Here is a 17,546-nt window from a genome sequence, read left to right as displayed (position 1 = left end):
TTCAAGTCCTCGGCCGTGACGCTGAAGGTCGAAGGCCTGTACGTGAACCTCGACCGCGACAACGCCAACAACGGCGTGTTCGCGTACTCGAACTCCACCGGCCAGACCTACCGCATCAACACCAACTACGCGACCGCCACCGCGGGCTACACCAACCGCCGCTCCGACGAGTTCGTCGTCGTCCGCGCCGGCGTGAACTACAAGTTCGGCTCGTACTAAGACCTGCGGGACATTTAGGTTCGGCCTAAGCGTCCCCAGCCCCGATCATCTGGCCGCTTTCGTCGAGGCACGCCCCGAGGATTTCTCCTCGGGGCGTTGTCGTGTCGAAATGCATAAGCCCTGGGATGAGCCTACCGACCCGCTTCCTTTGCGATGCCTGTAAGGCCCTGGTCGTAGACGCCCTCGATGTCCGCCTTCGCCTCTGCGTCGCTCATACCAGCTGCGTCAAAGGTGGCGGTCCAGACCACAGTCGAGTTCGATCCATTGGCATGCACGGCGATTGTCGCGTTGTAGGCGCTCACGGGTAGTGGGCCTTCGACGTAGGCGTAGCTGTAGCTCATCGCTGTCTCGTCCCGCATCGTCTGGACTTCGACGATGGTCCCCAAGCCGCCAGCCGTTACCAGACGCCGGATCGCAACCGGCTTGCCCTCATCATCGCTGCTGTTCGAAACGCTGCAGCGCTCGACTAGGGGATGCCACTTCTCAATGGCGCAGAAGTCCCCGACGATTGCCCAGACAGCAGCGGGTGGAGCGTTCATGTCGAGGCTTCGAGTGACCTCCAAGGCGAGACCGCACCCGTTCTGAGCAGCAAAAGCTGCAAGGAAGCCGATCGGCCCCGCGATTGCGCGCTTCATGCTTGATCCGCCTTTTTCTTCGCGAGACGCAGCGCCTTGAGGCGGGCAGTCTTCTCCTCGATCGCTTGTTGAGCCGTGGCATGATCGGCCCGCGCCTCGCCGTATTGGCGGTCTCTCTCCAGATGCTTGGCAGCCTTTGTTTCGCGCCGATCCTGCGCGCCGCTGTCATCGCTCGTCATGGGGCCCTCGACCTTCGGCTGCGACAGCATCAGCGCGGTTTAGCCTGGCTTGCCGGCGCCCAGCCGTGGGCCTGGATCGCCTTCGTCAGCTTGGTCTGCATTTCGGGCATCACTGACTGCATCCATTGCTGCGTTCCTGCCATCTGTGCCTGGGCAAGCTGTGGCTGCGCCATGACAAGCCGCTTGCCGGCCGGAGTTGCGTAGAACGCCGCAATCGCCTGCAAATCGTCCTTCCCGAGGGCTGAGGCGAAGCTGCGAGCCTGAATATCGAGGAGCTCGTCATAGTGCGCGGTCAGGGTCGGCATCACCACCTCCTGAACGAGGACCTGCGCCTGATCCTGCTGCTTGATCCCGATTTGCTGCATCATTCCGACCATCGGTGCAGCGATGGCGTTCAGGAGTGCGGTGCGATCACCCTGCATCTGCGTGACGACCTCACGCGCCGCCTTCACGGTAGCCGGGTCGGATGCGGTGACGGGTGCCGTGGGAGAGGCTGCAGGCTGTGCCATCGCTACGCAGGGCAACAGAACACCCAGGCAAAGACCGGCGAGAAGTCGATAGGTGCGCATAGCTGCTCCGATCACAGATGCCGCGCGATCCAAGGCGACACGGGCAATGCGCGTTGCTATCACACTTCTACGTCAGACCTGCCCAGGCTGGCATCCATAAGGTGGCACCGCGCGCGGAAACCGATCCTTGATGCGTTCGCAGCCCCACACGCGCAGTGATTCCGGCAGACGACGGTTCACCTCGATCCCTACCTCGTCGTAAGGCGAGGCACCGGCCGTCACGTAGCTGTACCAGCGCCAACCGATCGTCCCGACGCCTGCGATCAGGATGGCGAAGGCGACCGTTACCGCCAGGGCTGTACGCGAGTGAGGGCGTTGGATCTCACCAGCCATATCGATCAGCCTCCTACCGTTGACTTAACCATGTCCGCCAGCCGACATGGCATGTCCGGCTGCGCTCGCCATTGTGCGAGTCGTGAGCCGGCATCAGGAGAGATCGCCGCGAGATAGACCCTGAAACGACTACGGCCCCCCTGTCGCCAAACAGGAGGGCCGCAAAATCGATAGGCTTGTGAAGGACGTTTTCCAATCCCTCACAAGCCATACGGCGCCCTCGGGTGTCAAGTGAGAACGCCAATTCTCACGTCGAGAAGTCGTGCCTGGACCTGACTGCGGCCCGTAAGGGACCGGATCGATGTTTCACGCCGCCATGCAGGCCGCGATCGAAGGCGCGCGAACACTCGCGCAGATGGACGAGCTATCCCGCCAGCTTTGGCAGGGGCACGGCTCGGGCGCCTTAGGCGACCAGGAGACCCAGGCCCTCGCCGAACGGCTTCACGGGCGCCGCAGCGCGATCCGGGAAGGCATCCGGCCCGTGGGCATCCCGGCAGGCCGCATGAGCCTGTTTCAGCCGCGCAGGAGCGTCAGGAGCCCAGACAAGTCCGCGTCCCGCGAACGGCGTCGCTTGCTGGCCTGTTCGGGTCCGATGCCCCCGCAGATCGCTGCGCGCTTCACAGAGGGGCAACGGGCCGTCCTGCGCATCATCGGCGATGAGGTCGCCGCCAAGGGCGTGTGCGGCCTCTGTATCGACGCCATCGCGGCTCGAGCCGGTGTCTGTCGGCGCTTGGCACAGACTGCGATCCGCCTCGCCGAGGGCGACGGGCTGGTAACGATCCAGGAACGTCGGCACGAAGGCCGGAAGAACAGCCCTAACCTCGTGCGCATCATCAGCCGCGAGTGGCAGGCCTGGGTCCGTAGGGGCGCCCGGCAACAGCCCCCCCGCTTCACGTTGGAGAGAACTGCGCCCCAGCCGAAGGCCATAGGATGCAAAGCACTACATCCCACGGATAAGGGGATAACTCTGGGGACAAATTCGCCAGCGGAACCGGTCAAGAAGCTGCCGGAACGGCAGAGTTTTGCCCATCGGTAGCGCATCCTCCGAACCCATTCAGGCAGGCACGACCGGCGCAGCTATGCGGCGGGTGCATTTGGTCGGACGATAGAACGAACGGTTGAGCCGGATTGCGCCGATCGCCGCCGCGCGCCATCTTGCAGCCCATGTTGCGGCCCGCGGACGACGACCCCGACAATCCGAGGTGGCTGCGGCGCCCCAAGCCCCGGCCGCCGCTCCGCACCGTGCCGACTTATTGGGCCGTCAGGCTCGCATGGATCGTCGCGCAGGGCGGGACGTTCTGCGCGATCATGTGGTTCTACCTGTTCGCGGCAGACCCCCCATTCGACTTCCACAAAGAGCCCCAAGCCCTCCTTTGGCTGACGCTCTTTGCAGCGTTGGCCGTTGCCTTCCTCACCGGCATCGCCAGCGTACTCTTCCACCTAGCGGCCCGCGCGGTTCGACGCGTTGCCCGATCCGGCGGCGGACCCCGTGTTGCCCAGGAGCCGGATCAGGAGGCGTTGCGCGTCCGAGGCACCGGGCGATTGCAGGAAGGCCCGCAGATCGTCGGGGGACATGGACCGATCCAGCAGCATCCGCGCGAAGTCGGACCCGCCCCGGTTCACCCGAAGCCGCGTTAGCCCCTCGTTGGCACCGCGCCGCAGACCGAGCAGCGCGGCGCTCAGAGCCCCGCCCGTCCCAGCCGCTGCCGCGCCCATGCCGGCGCTCGTCGTGGCGTCCATGATCGCTGCCAGAAGTGGGCTCGTGCCGTTCGCCAGGGTCTTGCGGATCTCCGTATTGAACGCCGTGTCGGAGCCTTTCTGCGGCCGGTAGCCCGTCGCCTCCAACGCCGTCAGCAGGCGATCCATGGCAGTGTTCTTCGCCGCGCCCTCGGGCAAGGTCCCGACCGTCGCCTCGAGGTTCTGCCGTAGCTGCGGCGTACCCCGAACCCGCGAGGCGAACCCGGCCCCGCCGTACTGGCGTGCGAGCCCCCTGGTCTCTTGGGTCGCGTCGTTGAAGATGCCCTCCAGGAACTGCCGGGTGATGCCCTGTGCGGCCTGCGGGTTGTTGCGGGCGACGGCCCCCATCGCGTCGCCCAACTCGCCCTGACTACCTACCAGGGGCCGGGCCGGAAACAGCGCCTCGGCCGCCTGCCGGGTGTCGCTCGTGCGGGCCACCTGCCCGAGGGGCGACGCTTCCGGCCACGGTCGAGTGCGCCGAGGACGCAGGCAGTTTTCGGAAGCGCATCACGGCTGAGGCCCTTGCCGCCTTCGCTGATGCCGCTGAGGGGCTCAAGCTTGCTGCTATCGACCCACCGGACCAGGAAACCAGTAGGCGTTCCGAAGGTCCGTAGCGGGTGGATGGACGCCGGTCCGCTTTCGATCAGCCAAGACAACGAAGCGGACATTGTCTTCGCCTCATGCCGCGCCGCGACGCAGATGTTTCTGCCACGCGGAGGACCCGTCCCCCGGCCGGCTCAGACGCGACTTCAGCGCAACTCTTTAGTCAGGTTCTGCAGGTAGTATTACGCATACCAGGCAAAGAGCTGACTGAGAACGATGCAAATCGTATCATGCGATGACAGGCAAACCAGGACGGTTCAGCTCTCGGAGGTACTCGGGGCTTTAAGCCATGCCCTCGACCTGACAGAGGGCCAGCCGATCGGGCATTGCGTGCGGTCGACTTGGATTGGAATGCATATCGGCCGGCAGATGGGCCTGCCTGAGAGCCAACTCTGGGAACTATACTATACAGTGATGCTGAAGGATCTCGGATGCTCCAGCAACGCGGCGCGGATCTGTGAATTGTACCTCTCCGATGATCTCAGTTTTAAGCGCGATTTCAAGACTGTCAGCGACAGTCTGCCGAAGGTTCTCGGGTTCGTCTTCGCTCATACGGGCCTCAAGGCGGGTTTGGCCGAGCGGTTCAAGGCGGTACTTAATATTCTGCAGAACGGCGGCGCGATCGCCGACGACCTGATCCAGACCCGCTGCCAGCGGGGCGCCGAGATTGCCGCGCAGCTGCGCTTCCCCCCTGCAGTCTGCGACGCGATCCACGCCCTTGACGAGCATTGGAACGGCAACGGGCGCCCGGAACGGCGGGTGGGCCCGGCGATCCCGGTCTATGCCCGCATCGCGCTCCTGGCCCAGGTCATCGACGTGTTTCACACGGCGGCCGGTCCCGAGGCAGCCCTGGCGGAGGTCCGGGGTCGCAGCGGCACCTGGTTTGATCCGCACGCGGTGGCCTGCTTCGAGCAGGCGGCAGCGAAGCCGGGCTTCTGGGAGATGCTGGATTCCGAGACCATCGCGGAGGCGGTTACCGCCCTTGAGCCGTCGCAGCGCGCCGTCGTGGTGGACGAGGATTATCTTGACGACATCGCCCGCGCCTTCGCCAAGGTCATCGACACCAAAAGCCCATTCACTTCGGGGCATTCGGAGCGTGTGGCGGTCTATGCCGATCTTATCGCGGCGGAACTCGGCTTCACAGCCGAGCGGCGACGCTGGCTGCGACGGGCCGCGCTGCTGCACGATGTCGGCAAACTCGGCGTCTCAAATTCCATCCTCGACAAGAACGGCAAGCTCGACGAGGCCGAGTGGCAGGACATGCGGAACCATGCCGTACTCTCCGAGGGCATCCTCACCCGCGTCGCCGTCTTCCGGGAGATGGCCCGCATCGGCGGTGCCCATCACGAGCGTCTCGACGGCCGGGGCTACCCGCGCGGCCTCACCGCCGAAGCAATCGAACCGGAAACTCGGATCGTCTCGGTGGCGGACGTGTTCGACGCGCTGACCGCCGACCGGCCCTACCGTAAGGCGATGCCGATCCCGAAGGCCCTCGACATCATGCGGGCCGACCTGGGCACCGCTTTTGACCCGGAGTGCTTCGCGGCGCTTGAGCGGGCGCTCGCCGAGATCGAGGGGGATCTTGCTCGGGTGGCATAAGCCGCGCCACGCCTCGGCGATCCCTTCGGCTACCGGAGCGAAACCTTCATACCGGCTCTACCATGAGCGGCCACGTCGCGCGGCGAGGCATCTCGTGTTGCCAGGACGATGACCGCGCGCACCGCCTGTCCGAAGGTCGGTGACGCCTGAACACGGAGGTACAGCGTATTGAGGATGTGGACGAGCATGGCCTGGGCTTCCTGGCGGAGGGACATGGGAGACGCAGACCATCGATAGGGTCGTTTCCTGTCCGGTAGCCTCAGGATGCCTTGCCCTAAGGTAGATGCAGATAAAGACGTCGAATGTATTTTATACAACCCGACTTTCATCTTCTGATTGTAATGTTTCAGTGCCGTGCTCGCTCAACCGGAACGGTGCCACCTTCGTCCGCTTCGGGGGGCGGCACGAACCAGCATCATAGGCAGGGTTAGGTTAGGAGCAGACAGCCTCAGACATCTTTCATCCGACAAGGTCCGCCAGTGCCGACCGCGCCACCTTCAGCACGTCCCGGCACTCCCGCCGGAAGGCTACTGCCTCGGCGGCGTAGAAGCCCGTCCGATAAGCCCCATTCCGCTCACCCCTCGGTGCGCCGGACCCTTTGGCGCCGCCGTGAAGCCGGCATCGCGCCTTCCCCTTGATCGCGGGCGACATGCACGGGGTCCCTGCCCTGTTCTTCGCCCCGCATCGAGCCGAGAGCCGGAAGGGCGAAGGCTGCCGATCCAGAGAGTTCATAGGGTTGCCCTTTGTTTTCGTGATGCCCCCCGGTCAGGTAGTCCTGCGGGACGTTGACGTTGCCTACGATGGCCTGACCGCCCTGGTAGACGTGAACGTGCTCGACGGTGACCTTCTGCTCGCCGCCGCGTTTCGGCTTCGCCATGGCCTCAAGCTGCTTCGTGTAGGTCCGCAGGAGCTTGGTCGCGAGGTTGCCGGCGGCATCCATCGCCTCGACGGACGAGGCGCCGGTCGCGTGGGTTAGGCATCGCATGGCGGCGTGGTGGGTCGCCGTCATCTGCACCGCGAGTTGGGCTTCCATCTCGTTCGCGGGCTTGGCGCCGGCCACGGCCGCCAACATGCTGTTGGTCGCGGTCTCGGCCGCCTTCCCGTTCGTGACGCCGGCCGCAGCGACCTTCGCCAGATGGCCTAGCTGTTCATCCACGAAGCTGTGCGAGGCGGTGCCGAAGGTATCGGCTAGCCGTACGCGCCAACCCACATAGTCACTGTGCGGGGCCTCGATGCGGACCGCACCAGGGGCATCCATCGCGACAGATGCAGTCACGTGCGAGGCTCGCTTGAGGTGCCGGCCCAGCGCCGCGACGATGCGTCTTTTCTCGTCCTCCGAGGGAAGCTTCGCGATAACCGGCACCTTTGCAGCTTTAGCCTTCACGCTGGCGCTCCTATCTCATACACTCATAACTCGGCCTGAGTTTCCGAACGCTTCTTTTAGCAGTTTAGAGAGGCCACAGACCTCATTGATACCTATGATATCAGATCGGAACGCGCAATTTTGAAATTTTGATAAATTGAGACTTGATTTCTGCATGTTTGCCGTGAATGGGGTAGCGTCCGAAGCTCGGAGGGTCATGAAGTGCAAGACTTGCTTGAAAACGAGGATACAACCGAAACAGGGGGCGGCGATTACATAACCCTGACAACCGATATCGTATCTGCTTTTGTGTCCAACAATTCCATACCTGCGAGTGAACTCGCTAATCTCCTTGTCTCTGTGCACACGGCGATCAGCGGCCTTGCCATTGGTAGATCTTCCGGTCTCTCCAAGGACGCTGTCGCGAAGGCAACATCGGCCCAGATTAAGAAATCGATCACGCCCGAGGCGCTTATCAGCTTCGAGGACGGCAAGCCCTACAAGACGTTGAGGCGGCACCTGACGCTGCGGGGTCTTTCGCCCGAGGCGTACCGGACAAAGCACGGCCTTCCAGCCGACTACCCGATGACCTCTGTCAATTACTCGGCGCAGCGGTCCGAGCTCGCTCGTTCCCTAGGGCTTGGGCAACAGCGGAAGGGTCAGAAGAAGGCTGCTGAGCCGGATGAAACGGTCTCGAAGGTGCCGGCCGAACCGAAGAAGGCTGGTCGCCCGCGCAAGGCTTCCGCAGCCTGATATCGCTTAAGGGTTCACCCCATATCGAAACGAGTGAGCCCGCTCGGCGCGACACCGAGCGGGCCCGATCGGCGCGACATTCCTGACGCAGGGAGAACCTGGAAGACCCATGCTGATCCTAGAGGCTGTTATGAACTTCCCGTCAGTTGAGCGGCTTGTTTGAGCATGAGGCAGACGAAGGCAACGATGTGGAGATCTGCGAGCGTGCTGGGATAGCGCTCGTAGTCCTTGACGAGGCGGCGGAAGCGGGTGGCCCAGGCGAAGGAGCGTTCCACCACCCAGCGTCGCGGTAGCAGGACGAAGCCGCGCTTGGCGTCGGGGAGTTTGACGACCTCCAGTTCGATGCCGTGCTGGCGGGCGGCCTTGGCCGGCTTCTCGCCGGTGTAGCCCTGGTCGACATAGGCGAGATCGACGCTGTCCCCGGTGGCGGCCTGCACGGCCTCGGCCAGCCGACCGACCTGGGCGCGGTCATCGGCGTCGGCCGGCGTGACGTGCAGCGCCAGGAGGTGGCCGAGGGTGTCGACGGCCAGATGGACCTTCGAACCCTTCTTGCGCTTGGCCCCATCATAGCCGGCCCGCTCGCCGCTCTCGGGGGTCGAGCGCAGGGTTCGGCTGTCGAGGATGGCCGCGCTCGGCTCCGGGTTGCGACCGGAAGCCAGGCGCAGGAGCGCGCGCAGATCGTCGGCCAGTTGATCAAAGCATCCCGCTGCCAGCCAGCGCTGGGCCTGCTGGTAAACGGCCTCCCAGGGCGGGAGGTCGTTGGGCATCCACCGCCACGGCGCGCCTGTCTTCACGACGTAGCGCAGCCCGTTGAACACCTCGCGCAAGCTGTACTCCCGCTGCCCCGCATCCTCGCGCAGCAGCGTCAGGTAGGGGGCGACCAGCGCCCATTCCTCATCGGAAACGTCGGACGGGTAGGCAGAGCGTGAAGAGGTCATGCCTCCTCATCTGGTTTCCTCCCCGCCCAGGTCCATAACAGCCTCTAGTCCAGGGCATGATAACTCCCGGTTATCAGCCCCTCCCGGTCCGGACCCCGTCAGAGGTCCAGGGCGCGGCCCTTCTTGGCGTCGCGGCGCCCGGTCCACTTGCCCCAGGAGAAGGGGGTCTGCTTCTTGGCCGTCAGGTCGCGGACCGTAGATCCGGAGCGTGTGGTTAGCCGGTTACCGAATGACCCTAAGCGTGAGCGTACGCTTGGACACGCGATGTTGAAGCGGCTTCAAGAGAAGTTTCGTTATCGCTTAACCATAGTCTCATAACAGGAGGGGCAAAGTCGGGCTGCCTCCTCGGGAGAGTACAACCGTGCCGTTCTTTGATGCTGATCTGCGCGCCCTAATGGCGGCTATAGACAGGTCCAGGGCCCGCATCGAATTTACGCCCGACGGCACGGTACTTACCGCCAACACCCTCTTCCTCGATCTGATGGGCTACACCCTCTCCGAGGTGAAGGGACAACCCCACGCGCGCTTCGTCTCTCCCGTGGAGCAAGGCAGCGAGGCCTATCGCGCGTTCTGGGACGCCCTGCGCCGCGGCGAGCCGCAGACACGCGAGTTCAAGCGGTTTGCAAAAAATGGCCGTGAAGTCTGGATCCAGGCTACATACAACCCTGTCCTTGATCGCGCCGGGCGCGTGACCCGGGTGGTCAAACTCGCCACCGATGTCACCGTACAGGTGATGCGCAACATCGACCATGACGGGCAACTCGAAGCTCTGCAGCGTTCGCAGGCCGTGATCGAATTTGCCCTCGATGGCACGATCTTGGATGCCAATGCCAATTTCCTGGCCGCGGTAGGCTACGCGCGTGATGAGGTCGTGGGGCGTCATCATAGCCTGTTCGTAGATCCGACCGAGCGCGAGGGAGCTGCGTATCGTGAGTTTTGGGCGGATCTCGGCCGCGGAGAGTTCCGCTCGGGCGAGTTCAAGCGCATCGCTAAGGGCGGTCGAGAGGTCTGGATCCAGGCAACCTACAATCCAATCCGGGACCGGAATGGCGTACCCATCAAGGTGGTGAAGTTCGCTACCGACATCACCGCGCAGAAGCTACAGACGGCCGATGCAATGGGTCAGCTGGCGGCCGTCAACCGGTCTCAAGCGGTGATCGAGTTCGCGCCCGACGCGACGATCCTCGACGCCAATGCCAACTTCCTGGCGGCGCTTGGCTACGGGATCGAGGAGATCCAGGGGCGACCGCACGCGATGTTCGTTGAGCCCGGCTACGCGCAGACGCCGGATTACGAGGCGTTCTGGGATCGCCTACGCAGCGGCCAGTTCTCGTCGGGCATGTTCCAACGCTTTGGCAAGGGTGGTCGGTCGGTCTGGATCCAGGCGAGCTACAATCCGATCTTCGATCCCACCGGCCGTCTGACCAAGATCGTCAAGTACGCCACCGACGTCACCGCCAACATGGAGGCGCGCTCCGTTGCGGTCGAGGCCGCCGAGCGCACCCTCGACAACGTCCAGGCGGTCACGGATGCGGCTGACACCATGAACGCCTCTGCGTTGGAGATCTCCCGCAGCATGGCTCAGTCCAAAATCGTCGTGGACGACATTCATGGCCGGGCCGGAGAGGCGGATGCCGCCACCGAACGCCTGCGGGCCGCAGCCCAGTCGATGAGCGGCGTCGCCACGATGATCACGGATATCGCCCAACAGATCAACCTCCTGGCCTTGAACGCGACGATCGAGGCGGCCCGGGCCGGCGAGGCCGGGCGCGGCTTCGCGGTGGTGGCCGCGGAGGTCAAGAACCTAGCCGGCCAAGCGGCGGCGGCGACGAACCGGATCATCAGCGAAATCGCCGGTATGCAGGCGGTCTCGTCCGAGGTCGCCGGCACCCTCGCGACGATCACGGCAGCGATTGGCACGATCAGCCAGCATGTCGACGGTGTCACCGCCTCGATGGATGAGCAGGCGCAGGCCACAGGCGCGATCCTGGCCAGTATGCAGCAAGCGGCGGTTGGCGTGTCGAGCATCAGCACGGGCCTGGACAACTGGACCATCGGGATGGAGGAGCGGCGCAACGAGCGCCGGGCGCGCGTCCTTCTGCAAGCCTGGATCTGCCTGCCCGGCGGCGACCGCATCGCCTGCTCCATCCGCGACATGTCGGAGGGCGGGGCCCGGTTACATCTCAGCCGACCTGCGACGGTGCCCGATCGGTTCGAGGTCGTCGTCGAAGCAGACGGGCGCCACTTCGACTGCGCGGTGCGGCATCGATCCGGCACCGGTCTGAACGTGCAGTTCCTGTCGGTGATAAACAGATCTCTGCAAGTTCGAGCCTTCGGCAGTTGACGTTCTGGGCCGTCAGTCGATCACTTCAACGACACGGCGTGTTCCTGGTTCGACCAAGACAGGGTGATCATTGACGATGGTGTAATTCAACCCCTTGAGTGCAAATTCTGGGGGTACGTCGTAGTAGACCACGCCATCTTCCGGTAAGACTGTGCCAATGCGTACTTTGCCGTCATAGGCAAAAGATGGACGCCGTTCGCCCCGCGTGTAGATGCGGAAGCGCTCTCTGCGATCAATTCCAAGAATTTCGTTCGCTGTCCCTACGGCACCTCCGATTGCGCTTCCCACGGCGGCACCCAAAGGTCCTGCGATATTGCCTCCACGCTCCGCTCCGTCTTGTGCGCCACGGGTGAGCCCCTGCGCGTAAGTATTCGTGCAGATACCCAGGGCCATTAAAGGACAAAATAGTAATTTAAAAGACATTTTGTATTGTTTCCTTTTTTTGACATTACCGGGTTATTTCGTGAGGCATGACTGTTTAATGCGCGCTATCAAGCCTCTTGCCTAAATATTATCTGCAAGCGCGTTAGTTCGGGCATTCCCGTTTAGGAGCCATCTCGCACTCACCGCGTAAATTTGATCTTCTGCTTTGCAGCGGATGGTCACGGAAAGCTCATGCTGTCGATGATCACGACCGCGAACCGAGCGATCTCACGCAGGTCCTGCAGCCGGTGTCCCGCAGGCGTAGCAGAAGCGCTCGAAGGTGCTCTTGCGATGCGTGCATGCCGGGCAGCGCTCGAACACGCCGATCCCGCAATGCGGGCAGAAATTCGCCTCCGGGTTGGCGAGGTCCACGGGCCGCTCGCAGCCGGGGCAGACCTTCTTGGATAGCCGGAGGAGGGCCTGGTCGGTGGCGATCTCCGTCCGACGCTCCTCGTTCGGTCGCGCCTCCGCCGCCTTCTGGCGCTCGTTGTAGGCATGCAGCGCATTGATCACGGTGCGGCCTATGACCAGGGTTAGGATCACCCCGACGCCGTACTGCACGTAGCCGCCGTAGCTCGGAAGATAGGGTACGAGCTCGACGAAGAAAGCGAAGGCGGCCGCAAAGGCAAAGCCCCACACGAAGGGCCAGTTGCGTGTGCGCCGCCGCTTCAGCAGCAGCCATCCGGCCAGAACCAGCAACGGCAACGTGATGGCGAGCCGGTAGCCGAAGACGCGCAGTTCCTGCTCCCGTTCGGCCGCGTCGAGCTTCACCTGGGCCGAGGCGCGCAGGTCGCTATCGACCCGCTCCTGCGCCTCCTCGCGCTCGGAGAGCGCAAGCTGCGCGCTCGCCCGTTCTTCCAGGCGCTCCTCGATGGCACGTTCCGCACTCTTGAGGGCGTCGAGCTTCTGGGTGCGATCGATCAGGCCGGGGTCCTGATCGACCCGCTGGGTAGCATCACGGGTCTTCAGCCAGTTGGCGAAGGTTTCCTGCGCGGCCTCGGAGGCGGAGCGTGCGGCGGTAAGGGCGAGCTGATCCTGCTCCGTCCGGCGGCGGCTGTCGTCCTGCTCGCGTCGGATCTGCCGTAGGGCTTCGGCAGATGGCCGCGCCTGATCCGCGTCAAGGAATTGCTCGAGACTGTAGCTGTGCTCGACCTGGGGCAGGTCGCCGACCACGAGGGAGCCGAGGCCGATCAGGAACCACGCAAAGAGGAACGCGACCAGCCAGAGCAGGAGCGTGAGCCAGCGTTCGGAGAGCCTGCGACCGGATGCCATTTGGGGGACCTTGCTTGGCGATGACGAGCGCGCCTCCGTCGGCATGCGACGCCTGCGCAGCAGACATAAGCGCTAAGGAGTAGGGTGTGTCACCAATGCGGCCGGGCTCCTGATCGATGGGTGGGTCGATCCAAATGAGCTTTTGAAAAGATGGTGAGCGCTCCCTGCGGCCAACGATGGCGAACCAAAGTATATTTTGAAATCAATAGAAATTTAATTTGATGGATGTGGAGGCTGGTTTATACTCCTGTGCATTCAGGGCATGCCTTTTACTAACCACAAAGCCTCTTCTGCTACGGGGAAGTGGCGATATAATAATCGAATTTGCGCGGCATCGCATTATGGTGCGTTGCAAAATGAACAAGTCGCACCGCACAAAAATGTGGTTCTATCTCCTCAACGGCCAGCCCCCGGCTGACCAACCCGGAGATTTCAGATGCGCGCTTCCCGTTTCCTCGCCCTGGCCGTCCTCGCTTCCTCGACCTTCGCCACCGGAGCCGCCATGGCCGGTGAGGCCCTGTACCTGACGCCTCCGCTGTTCCGTGAGCAGGCTCGTGAGACCCAGCAGGTGCGTAGCGTCAGCGATCTGACCACGATGCCTCAGCCCGTCGCCGCTGCGAAGCCTGTGAACGCTCCCCGTACCGCGCAGGTGGGTGGAGAAGTGGAAACGACGGGCTCTTTCTGAGCGGCAGAACGACAGCGTCGAACCGACCCGTCCTTCAGGGGACGTCATAGAGACAGGCCCATCAAGCGATCCTTTCCGGATCAGCCTCGGTGGGCCTTTTCGTCGATCACCCGCTTGGTCTCATTCTGCCGGGTCCCTACGAGAACCCGTAGCCACGATCCGCATCATCGCATCCGGTAGCGGTCGCTGTAGCTCCAGGGCGATCTCCGTGGGTGCCGCGAGCCAGGTGCTCCACTCCTCCGGCGTCGTCAGCAGGACCGGCATGGCCTTCGGATGGACCGGGCCAACCACGCCGTTGGCCTCGCAGGTGAGGAACGAGAACAGCCGGTGATCCTCCTCGACGCGCTCGGGGTTCTCGGCCTTCGTGCCTCGCACGCCTCTCCAGGGACGCCAGATGCCGGCGAACGCGAACAGGGGGCGATCCTCATTGAGCGCGAACCAGGTTGGGGTCTTCTTCGGCTTGGTGTCAGCGTACTCGCTGAACGACGAGACCGGCACAAGGCAGCGGTACTCTGGCTTCAACCAGGGCCGCCAATGCGGGCTCTTCACGTTCCGGACGTTGGTGACGGGGTGCTCGCCGAACTGCTTCGGGCCTGGGATGCCCCAGCGGAACATCTCCATGACGCGCGCGCCGTCCTCTCCCATCCGCACGATCGGTGCCCGTTGATCGGGAAAGATGCCTGGCAGAGGCGGCAGGTTGCCGGCACGATCCGCCGACACGCCGAAGGAGGCGCGGATCTCGGCCTGGGGGGTCACGAGGCTGTAGAGGTTGCACATGGCTCAGGTCCCCGAGACGCCGTCTATCGCCCACCGAGGGATGCGGGCTGGCCCGGTAAGCTGACGCGGGTCCCGGTATCCGTGAGCGTATCCCCAGTGACCCGGTACACGCCGAGCGTCCGGTCGACGTAGTTGCCGACATAGACGTAGGCCCCGGACGGACTGAACACGATGCCCTGGGTCACCGCCCCGGCCTCAGCTTCGGCGACACGGCGAACGAGACCATTCGGATCGATCGCCAGGAGAGCCACCACGCCGCTCGGCGTGTAGCCGGGGCTCCCCTGCGGCGCGCTTGCCCCGCGGACGACCGACACGGCCGCATGGCGGCCGTCGGGTGCGATCGCCAGGGCTTCGGGGGTGTCGCCGATCCCGACATGGTCGATGACGACCGGGCGCTGCGCATCGGCCCGGATCACGCTGACCGTGTCGGCATGGCCGTCGCTAGGCTCGGGTCCGGTGTTGCCGGTGAGTGCGAGTTTCCCATCCGGCGTCACATCGAGGCCGTAGACGCCCGGCCCGACCGGCATGTCGAGATTGCGGTCGTAGCTCAGGGTCGTGCCGTCGATGGCGAGGACGCCGATCTTGCCGACCTTGTTCTTGGCGAGGAAGGCGCGTCGGCCGTCAGGCGCGAAGGCGACCGCTGCGGCCTCGTCGCCAACGTCGACCGTCATGACTGGGCGCACGACGGTGCCGCGGATCGTCAGAGCCGTGACGCTACGCCCCTCGCGGTTGGCGACGACGGCGAGATCGCCGGCCCTGCTGATGGCGAGTCCGGAAGGCTGCAGGCCCACCGTCACGGTCTCGATCAGGCGCGGCGGCAGGGCCGCGAGGTCGATGACGTGGAGCCGATTGTCGGCCTGCGCGTACCAGGCCGTGCCCTCCTGACGCATCAGGACCGAGCTTGCGACGAGCCCCAGCCGGCCATCCGGTGTGACCCGCAGGTTCGTCGGCGGCCCGTAGACCGAGTTGTCGAGCGGCAAGGTATGGACCAGCCGAGGCCTTGCCTCGTCGCTCACGTCGACGATCCCGACCGCATCGTGGCCGTTCGGCCCGTTCCGACCGCCCTGAGCCTCGAAGAAGGTCTTGCCGTCGAGACCGACGAGGATGAAGGCGGGTGACTCGGCTATGGCCGTGCTGGGGAGGGCGAACGCCAGGAGAGCGGCGGTCCTGAGCGTTCTTGCGAGCGATCGTGTCATCGCGTCGACATAGGGCGGTCGAGACAGGAAGCCCGATCGGGGAAGCCTGGATTACATCCCTCCCGCTTCCAGAGTGAGGCTGTGCACGTATCAGGTCCTCGACGGCAGGCCCCCCGCCGATGGCCCGCCCGTCGTGTCGAGCTTCGCGCGGCATCCGACGCCGTAGACGTTGGGCGTTCGGCTTCCAAGCTCACGCTGGAAGCGGCAGGATTGCGTGAGCGCCAGATAGACGTCCAGCACCGAGGCGTGAGGCCCGAACCGCTGACGAAGCCGATCAATCCGGTAGGAGCCACGCCGCTCGCAGGGGCCACACAGGATCACGAGGCGTTCCGCGCGGACATCGCACAGGCGCTCCACGTCAGGAGACCCTAGAGAGCAAGGCCCCACGGACGTAGCCGTGCGAGACCATGCGCTCGGCGGCCGCGAGTTTCGTTTCGAGGGCTATAACGTCCTCGATAGCCTGACGAAGGGCGCGGCGCGTGTCACCGCCGGCTGCTTCCTCGTAGGCGAGGGCGATCATCTCGGCCTCGCTCATGGCCGCCAATTCGGTGATCTGCGCAGCGGTCATGGCGTCCTCTCCCGTGAGTACGAAAGCGGAACATCGTTCATCCTGCGCGGTCAAACGCTTTGTGGATGACCTGTGCAGACCGGGGATAGGCGGGAGAAATCCCTTGCCAGGGGGAGCGTAACGCTGGGAGCCGGAAACCTGTCAAGCGCAACGAAAGACCCGCCATAGCCAGTGCCAGGCGGGTCTGAAGCAGGATCGGTGCGGACGGTCCTTACAGGCTCAGGAAGGCGTTCGCTGAGCCGATGACCGTGAAGGCGAGGCCGCCGACGAAAGCGGTAGCCATCGCGTACGAGAAGCCCTTCATGAGCATTGGATTATCTCACCCCCACCGATCAGCAGCGGTTGCCACCCGAGGTCTGGCCGTACTGCTGGACCGGGAAGCTCGGCTGGTTAGCGTTGCCCTCGGCCGCCGAGCTCATGGGACAGCTATGGGGGTTCCGCAGGGGAGCGACGCTACGCGGCTCGAAGGACCCGGTCGTCTCGACATCGTAGGGCGAGAACGCAGTGTAGCGGGAGGGGCTGTCGTAGGCCATTGCGGACGAGATCGGAGCAACGCCAAGGACAAGCGCGGTGGCAAGAGCGGCGATACGGGTCTTCATTGTGGCTGACTAGCTCCTTTACAGTACGATCCTGGGCAGTGGATCGTTTCTTTCTGTCTGGAACTAAGATGGGGTGCTGATCTCATTCTTGACGTGTCGCGCGACACACGATGAGCAGGATTAAACACGAGTCCGACAAATCCAGCGTCGTTTCATTCAATATGGACCTCCGAACAGATCGCCTAAAGCTTTGCGTCTGAACAAGGTATACCAGCGTCGACGCTGATGCTCGGGTCGATCGTGGTTCATGTGACAGCGCTGGCAGAAGGCTGCGAGATTTCTGGCTGCGTTGTTCGCCGTGTCGTGATCGCGATGGGCTGCGGCGAGGATCACGCGCGTTGTCCGCACTTTCGCAAGTACGTCGTCGGCTCCCACCGCGAGGCAGATGACCCGCCCTTCTCCATCGCGCCAGGACGCTGCCTCTCCATCCCACCAGCGACCATCACCGAGATGGAACACGGTTCGCCCATGCGGCCGTCCACAGCCCTCGCACCGGCCACCCGCACGCGTGAAACGGATGACGGCCGAGAGTTGGGGCCAGTCGATGGGATAGAAGAAGCGGTGCTCGCGCCGGATGGGCATAGCCGCAAAAGGCCATGCCTGACATCTGATGTGCAAGGGCTACGATGATCGGCTTCCTGTTGGAACAGGGACTTCCAGACCAAGGCATCTAGGGCCTGTCGTCGCCTGGACGGATTGGCTGGGCTTGCGTTTTCGTTTCTCTGAGGCAGGAGGGACGATGCTGAGCGACGCG

At 63.9% G+C, this 17,546-nt stretch carries 20 protein-coding genes and 1 pseudogene; 6 read left to right on the top strand and 15 right to left on the bottom strand.

What is annotated here, in order from left to right; translation table 11 throughout:
* Positions 1 to 219 (top strand): annotated as a pseudogene (locus MKK54_RS15560) (porin family protein); the annotation flags it as partial.
* A gap of 131 nt (positions 220 to 350) precedes the next feature.
* Here the strand turns inward: MKK54_RS15560 and MKK54_RS15555 are convergent.
* From MKK54_RS15555 to MKK54_RS15540, 4 genes are all read right to left on the bottom strand, one after another.
* On the bottom strand, positions 351 to 854 hold the full coding sequence (locus MKK54_RS15555; protein WP_244012102.1) for an SRPBCC family protein: 504 nt from the start codon (positions 852 to 854) through the stop codon (positions 351 to 353).
* Complete coding sequence (locus tag MKK54_RS15550) at positions 851 to 1,033, bottom strand: hypothetical protein (RefSeq protein ID WP_244012101.1); 183 nt, start codon at positions 1,031 to 1,033, stop codon at positions 851 to 853. The genes MKK54_RS15555 and MKK54_RS15550 overlap by 4 nt, the downstream gene beginning before the upstream one ends.
* A gap of 29 nt (positions 1,034 to 1,062) precedes the next feature.
* The gene (locus tag MKK54_RS15545; RefSeq protein WP_244012100.1) at positions 1,063 to 1,602 is read right to left on the bottom strand and encodes a DUF2059 domain-containing protein; all 540 of its coding nucleotides are present in this window, start codon (positions 1,600 to 1,602) and stop codon (positions 1,063 to 1,065) included.
* Positions 1,603 to 1,674: 72 nt separating this feature from the next.
* Positions 1,675 to 1,935: a hypothetical protein gene (locus MKK54_RS15540; RefSeq protein WP_244012099.1), complete on the bottom strand. Its 261-nt coding sequence runs from the start codon at positions 1,933 to 1,935 to the stop codon at positions 1,675 to 1,677.
* Between the two features lie 301 nt (positions 1,936 to 2,236).
* On the opposite strand from MKK54_RS15540, the gene MKK54_RS15535 reads away from it, so the two are divergent.
* Positions 2,237 to 2,971, top strand: a complete 735-nt coding sequence (locus MKK54_RS15535) for a hypothetical protein (protein WP_244012098.1) — start codon at positions 2,237 to 2,239, stop codon at positions 2,969 to 2,971.
* Between the two features lie 404 nt (positions 2,972 to 3,375).
* On the opposite strand, the gene MKK54_RS15530 is transcribed toward MKK54_RS15535, so the two are convergent.
* Positions 3,376 to 4,110, bottom strand: coding sequence for a hypothetical protein (locus MKK54_RS15530; protein WP_244012097.1), 735 nt, complete (start codon positions 4,108 to 4,110; stop codon positions 3,376 to 3,378).
* Between the two features lie 381 nt (positions 4,111 to 4,491).
* On the opposite strand from MKK54_RS15530, the gene MKK54_RS15525 reads away from it, so the two are divergent.
* Positions 4,492 to 5,874 (top strand): HD-GYP domain-containing protein, encoded by a 1,383-nt coding sequence (locus MKK54_RS15525; RefSeq protein WP_244012096.1) that lies wholly within the window; start codon positions 4,492 to 4,494, stop codon positions 5,872 to 5,874.
* A 459-nt stretch (positions 5,875 to 6,333) separates the two neighbouring features.
* On the opposite strand, the gene MKK54_RS24535 is transcribed toward MKK54_RS15525, so the two are convergent.
* Positions 6,334 to 6,525 carry a hypothetical protein gene (locus tag MKK54_RS24535; RefSeq protein WP_279597388.1) on the bottom strand — a complete coding sequence of 64 codons (192 nt, stop codon included), beginning with the start codon at positions 6,523 to 6,525 and terminating at the stop codon, positions 6,334 to 6,336.
* Entirely contained in the window at positions 6,449 to 7,258 is an 810-nt protein-coding gene (locus MKK54_RS15520; protein WP_244012095.1) for a hypothetical protein, read from the bottom strand. Before MKK54_RS15520 ends, MKK54_RS24535 begins: the two co-directional genes overlap by 77 nt.
* 210 nt (positions 7,259 to 7,468) lie before the next feature.
* Here MKK54_RS15520 and MKK54_RS15515 point away from each other — a divergent pair, with 210 nt between their 5' ends.
* Positions 7,469 to 7,990: a MucR family transcriptional regulator gene (locus MKK54_RS15515; protein ID WP_244012103.1), complete on the top strand. Its 522-nt coding sequence runs from the start codon at positions 7,469 to 7,471 to the stop codon at positions 7,988 to 7,990.
* Positions 7,991 to 8,118: 128 nt separating this feature from the next.
* Here the strand turns inward: MKK54_RS15515 and MKK54_RS15510 are convergent, their stop codons facing one another.
* Positions 8,119 to 8,928, bottom strand: a complete 810-nt coding sequence (locus tag MKK54_RS15510; protein WP_244012094.1) for an IS5 family transposase — start codon at positions 8,926 to 8,928, stop codon at positions 8,119 to 8,121.
* A gap of 394 nt (positions 8,929 to 9,322) precedes the next feature.
* On the opposite strand from MKK54_RS15510, the gene MKK54_RS15505 reads away from it, so the two are divergent.
* Positions 9,323 to 11,272, top strand: a complete 1,950-nt coding sequence (locus MKK54_RS15505; protein ID WP_279597389.1) for a PAS domain-containing methyl-accepting chemotaxis protein — start codon at positions 9,323 to 9,325, stop codon at positions 11,270 to 11,272.
* A gap of 12 nt (positions 11,273 to 11,284) precedes the next feature.
* Here MKK54_RS15505 and MKK54_RS15500 read toward each other — a convergent pair whose 3' ends face one another.
* Both MKK54_RS15500 and MKK54_RS15495 read right to left on the bottom strand, forming a co-directional pair.
* The gene (locus MKK54_RS15500; RefSeq protein ID WP_244012092.1) at positions 11,285 to 11,695 is read right to left on the bottom strand and encodes a DUF1236 domain-containing protein; all 411 of its coding nucleotides are present in this window, start codon (positions 11,693 to 11,695) and stop codon (positions 11,285 to 11,287) included.
* Positions 11,696 to 11,923: 228 nt separating this feature from the next.
* Positions 11,924 to 12,967 (bottom strand): zinc ribbon domain-containing protein, encoded by a 1,044-nt coding sequence (locus tag MKK54_RS15495; RefSeq protein ID WP_244012091.1) that lies wholly within the window; start codon positions 12,965 to 12,967, stop codon positions 11,924 to 11,926.
* Between the two features lie 436 nt (positions 12,968 to 13,403).
* On the opposite strand from MKK54_RS15495, the gene MKK54_RS15490 reads away from it, so the two are divergent.
* Positions 13,404 to 13,652, top strand: coding sequence for a hypothetical protein (locus tag MKK54_RS15490; protein ID WP_244012090.1), 249 nt, complete (start codon positions 13,404 to 13,406; stop codon positions 13,650 to 13,652).
* 120 nt (positions 13,653 to 13,772) lie between these two features.
* Here MKK54_RS15490 and MKK54_RS15485 read toward each other — a convergent pair whose 3' ends face one another.
* The 5 genes from MKK54_RS15485 to MKK54_RS15465 form a co-directional block, all read right to left on the bottom strand.
* The gene (locus MKK54_RS15485; protein ID WP_244012089.1) at positions 13,773 to 14,429 is read right to left on the bottom strand and encodes an SOS response-associated peptidase; all 657 of its coding nucleotides are present in this window, start codon (positions 14,427 to 14,429) and stop codon (positions 13,773 to 13,775) included.
* Positions 14,430 to 14,452: 23 nt separating this feature from the next.
* Positions 14,453 to 15,625: a YncE family protein gene (locus MKK54_RS15480; protein ID WP_244012088.1), complete on the bottom strand. Its 1,173-nt coding sequence runs from the start codon at positions 15,623 to 15,625 to the stop codon at positions 14,453 to 14,455.
* Positions 15,626 to 15,983: 358 nt separating this feature from the next.
* Positions 15,984 to 16,193, bottom strand: coding sequence for a hypothetical protein (locus MKK54_RS15475; protein WP_244012087.1), 210 nt, complete (start codon positions 16,191 to 16,193; stop codon positions 15,984 to 15,986).
* A 332-nt stretch (positions 16,194 to 16,525) separates the two neighbouring features.
* The gene (locus MKK54_RS15470; RefSeq protein ID WP_244012086.1) at positions 16,526 to 16,792 is read right to left on the bottom strand and encodes a hypothetical protein; all 267 of its coding nucleotides are present in this window, start codon (positions 16,790 to 16,792) and stop codon (positions 16,526 to 16,528) included.
* A gap of 156 nt (positions 16,793 to 16,948) precedes the next feature.
* A complete protein-coding gene (locus MKK54_RS15465) occupies positions 16,949 to 17,374 on the bottom strand; it encodes a hypothetical protein (RefSeq protein ID WP_244012085.1) in 426 nt (141 codons plus the stop codon).
* Between the last annotated feature and the right edge of the window lie 172 nt (positions 17,375 to 17,546).

Origin of the sequence: Methylobacterium sp. J-068, assembly GCF_022829445.1 — a bacterium.
GTDB lineage: Bacteria > Pseudomonadota > Alphaproteobacteria > Rhizobiales > Beijerinckiaceae > Methylobacterium.
The sequence above is the reverse complement of the archived record's forward strand: the minus strand, read 5'-3'. Positions and strand labels throughout refer to the sequence as shown.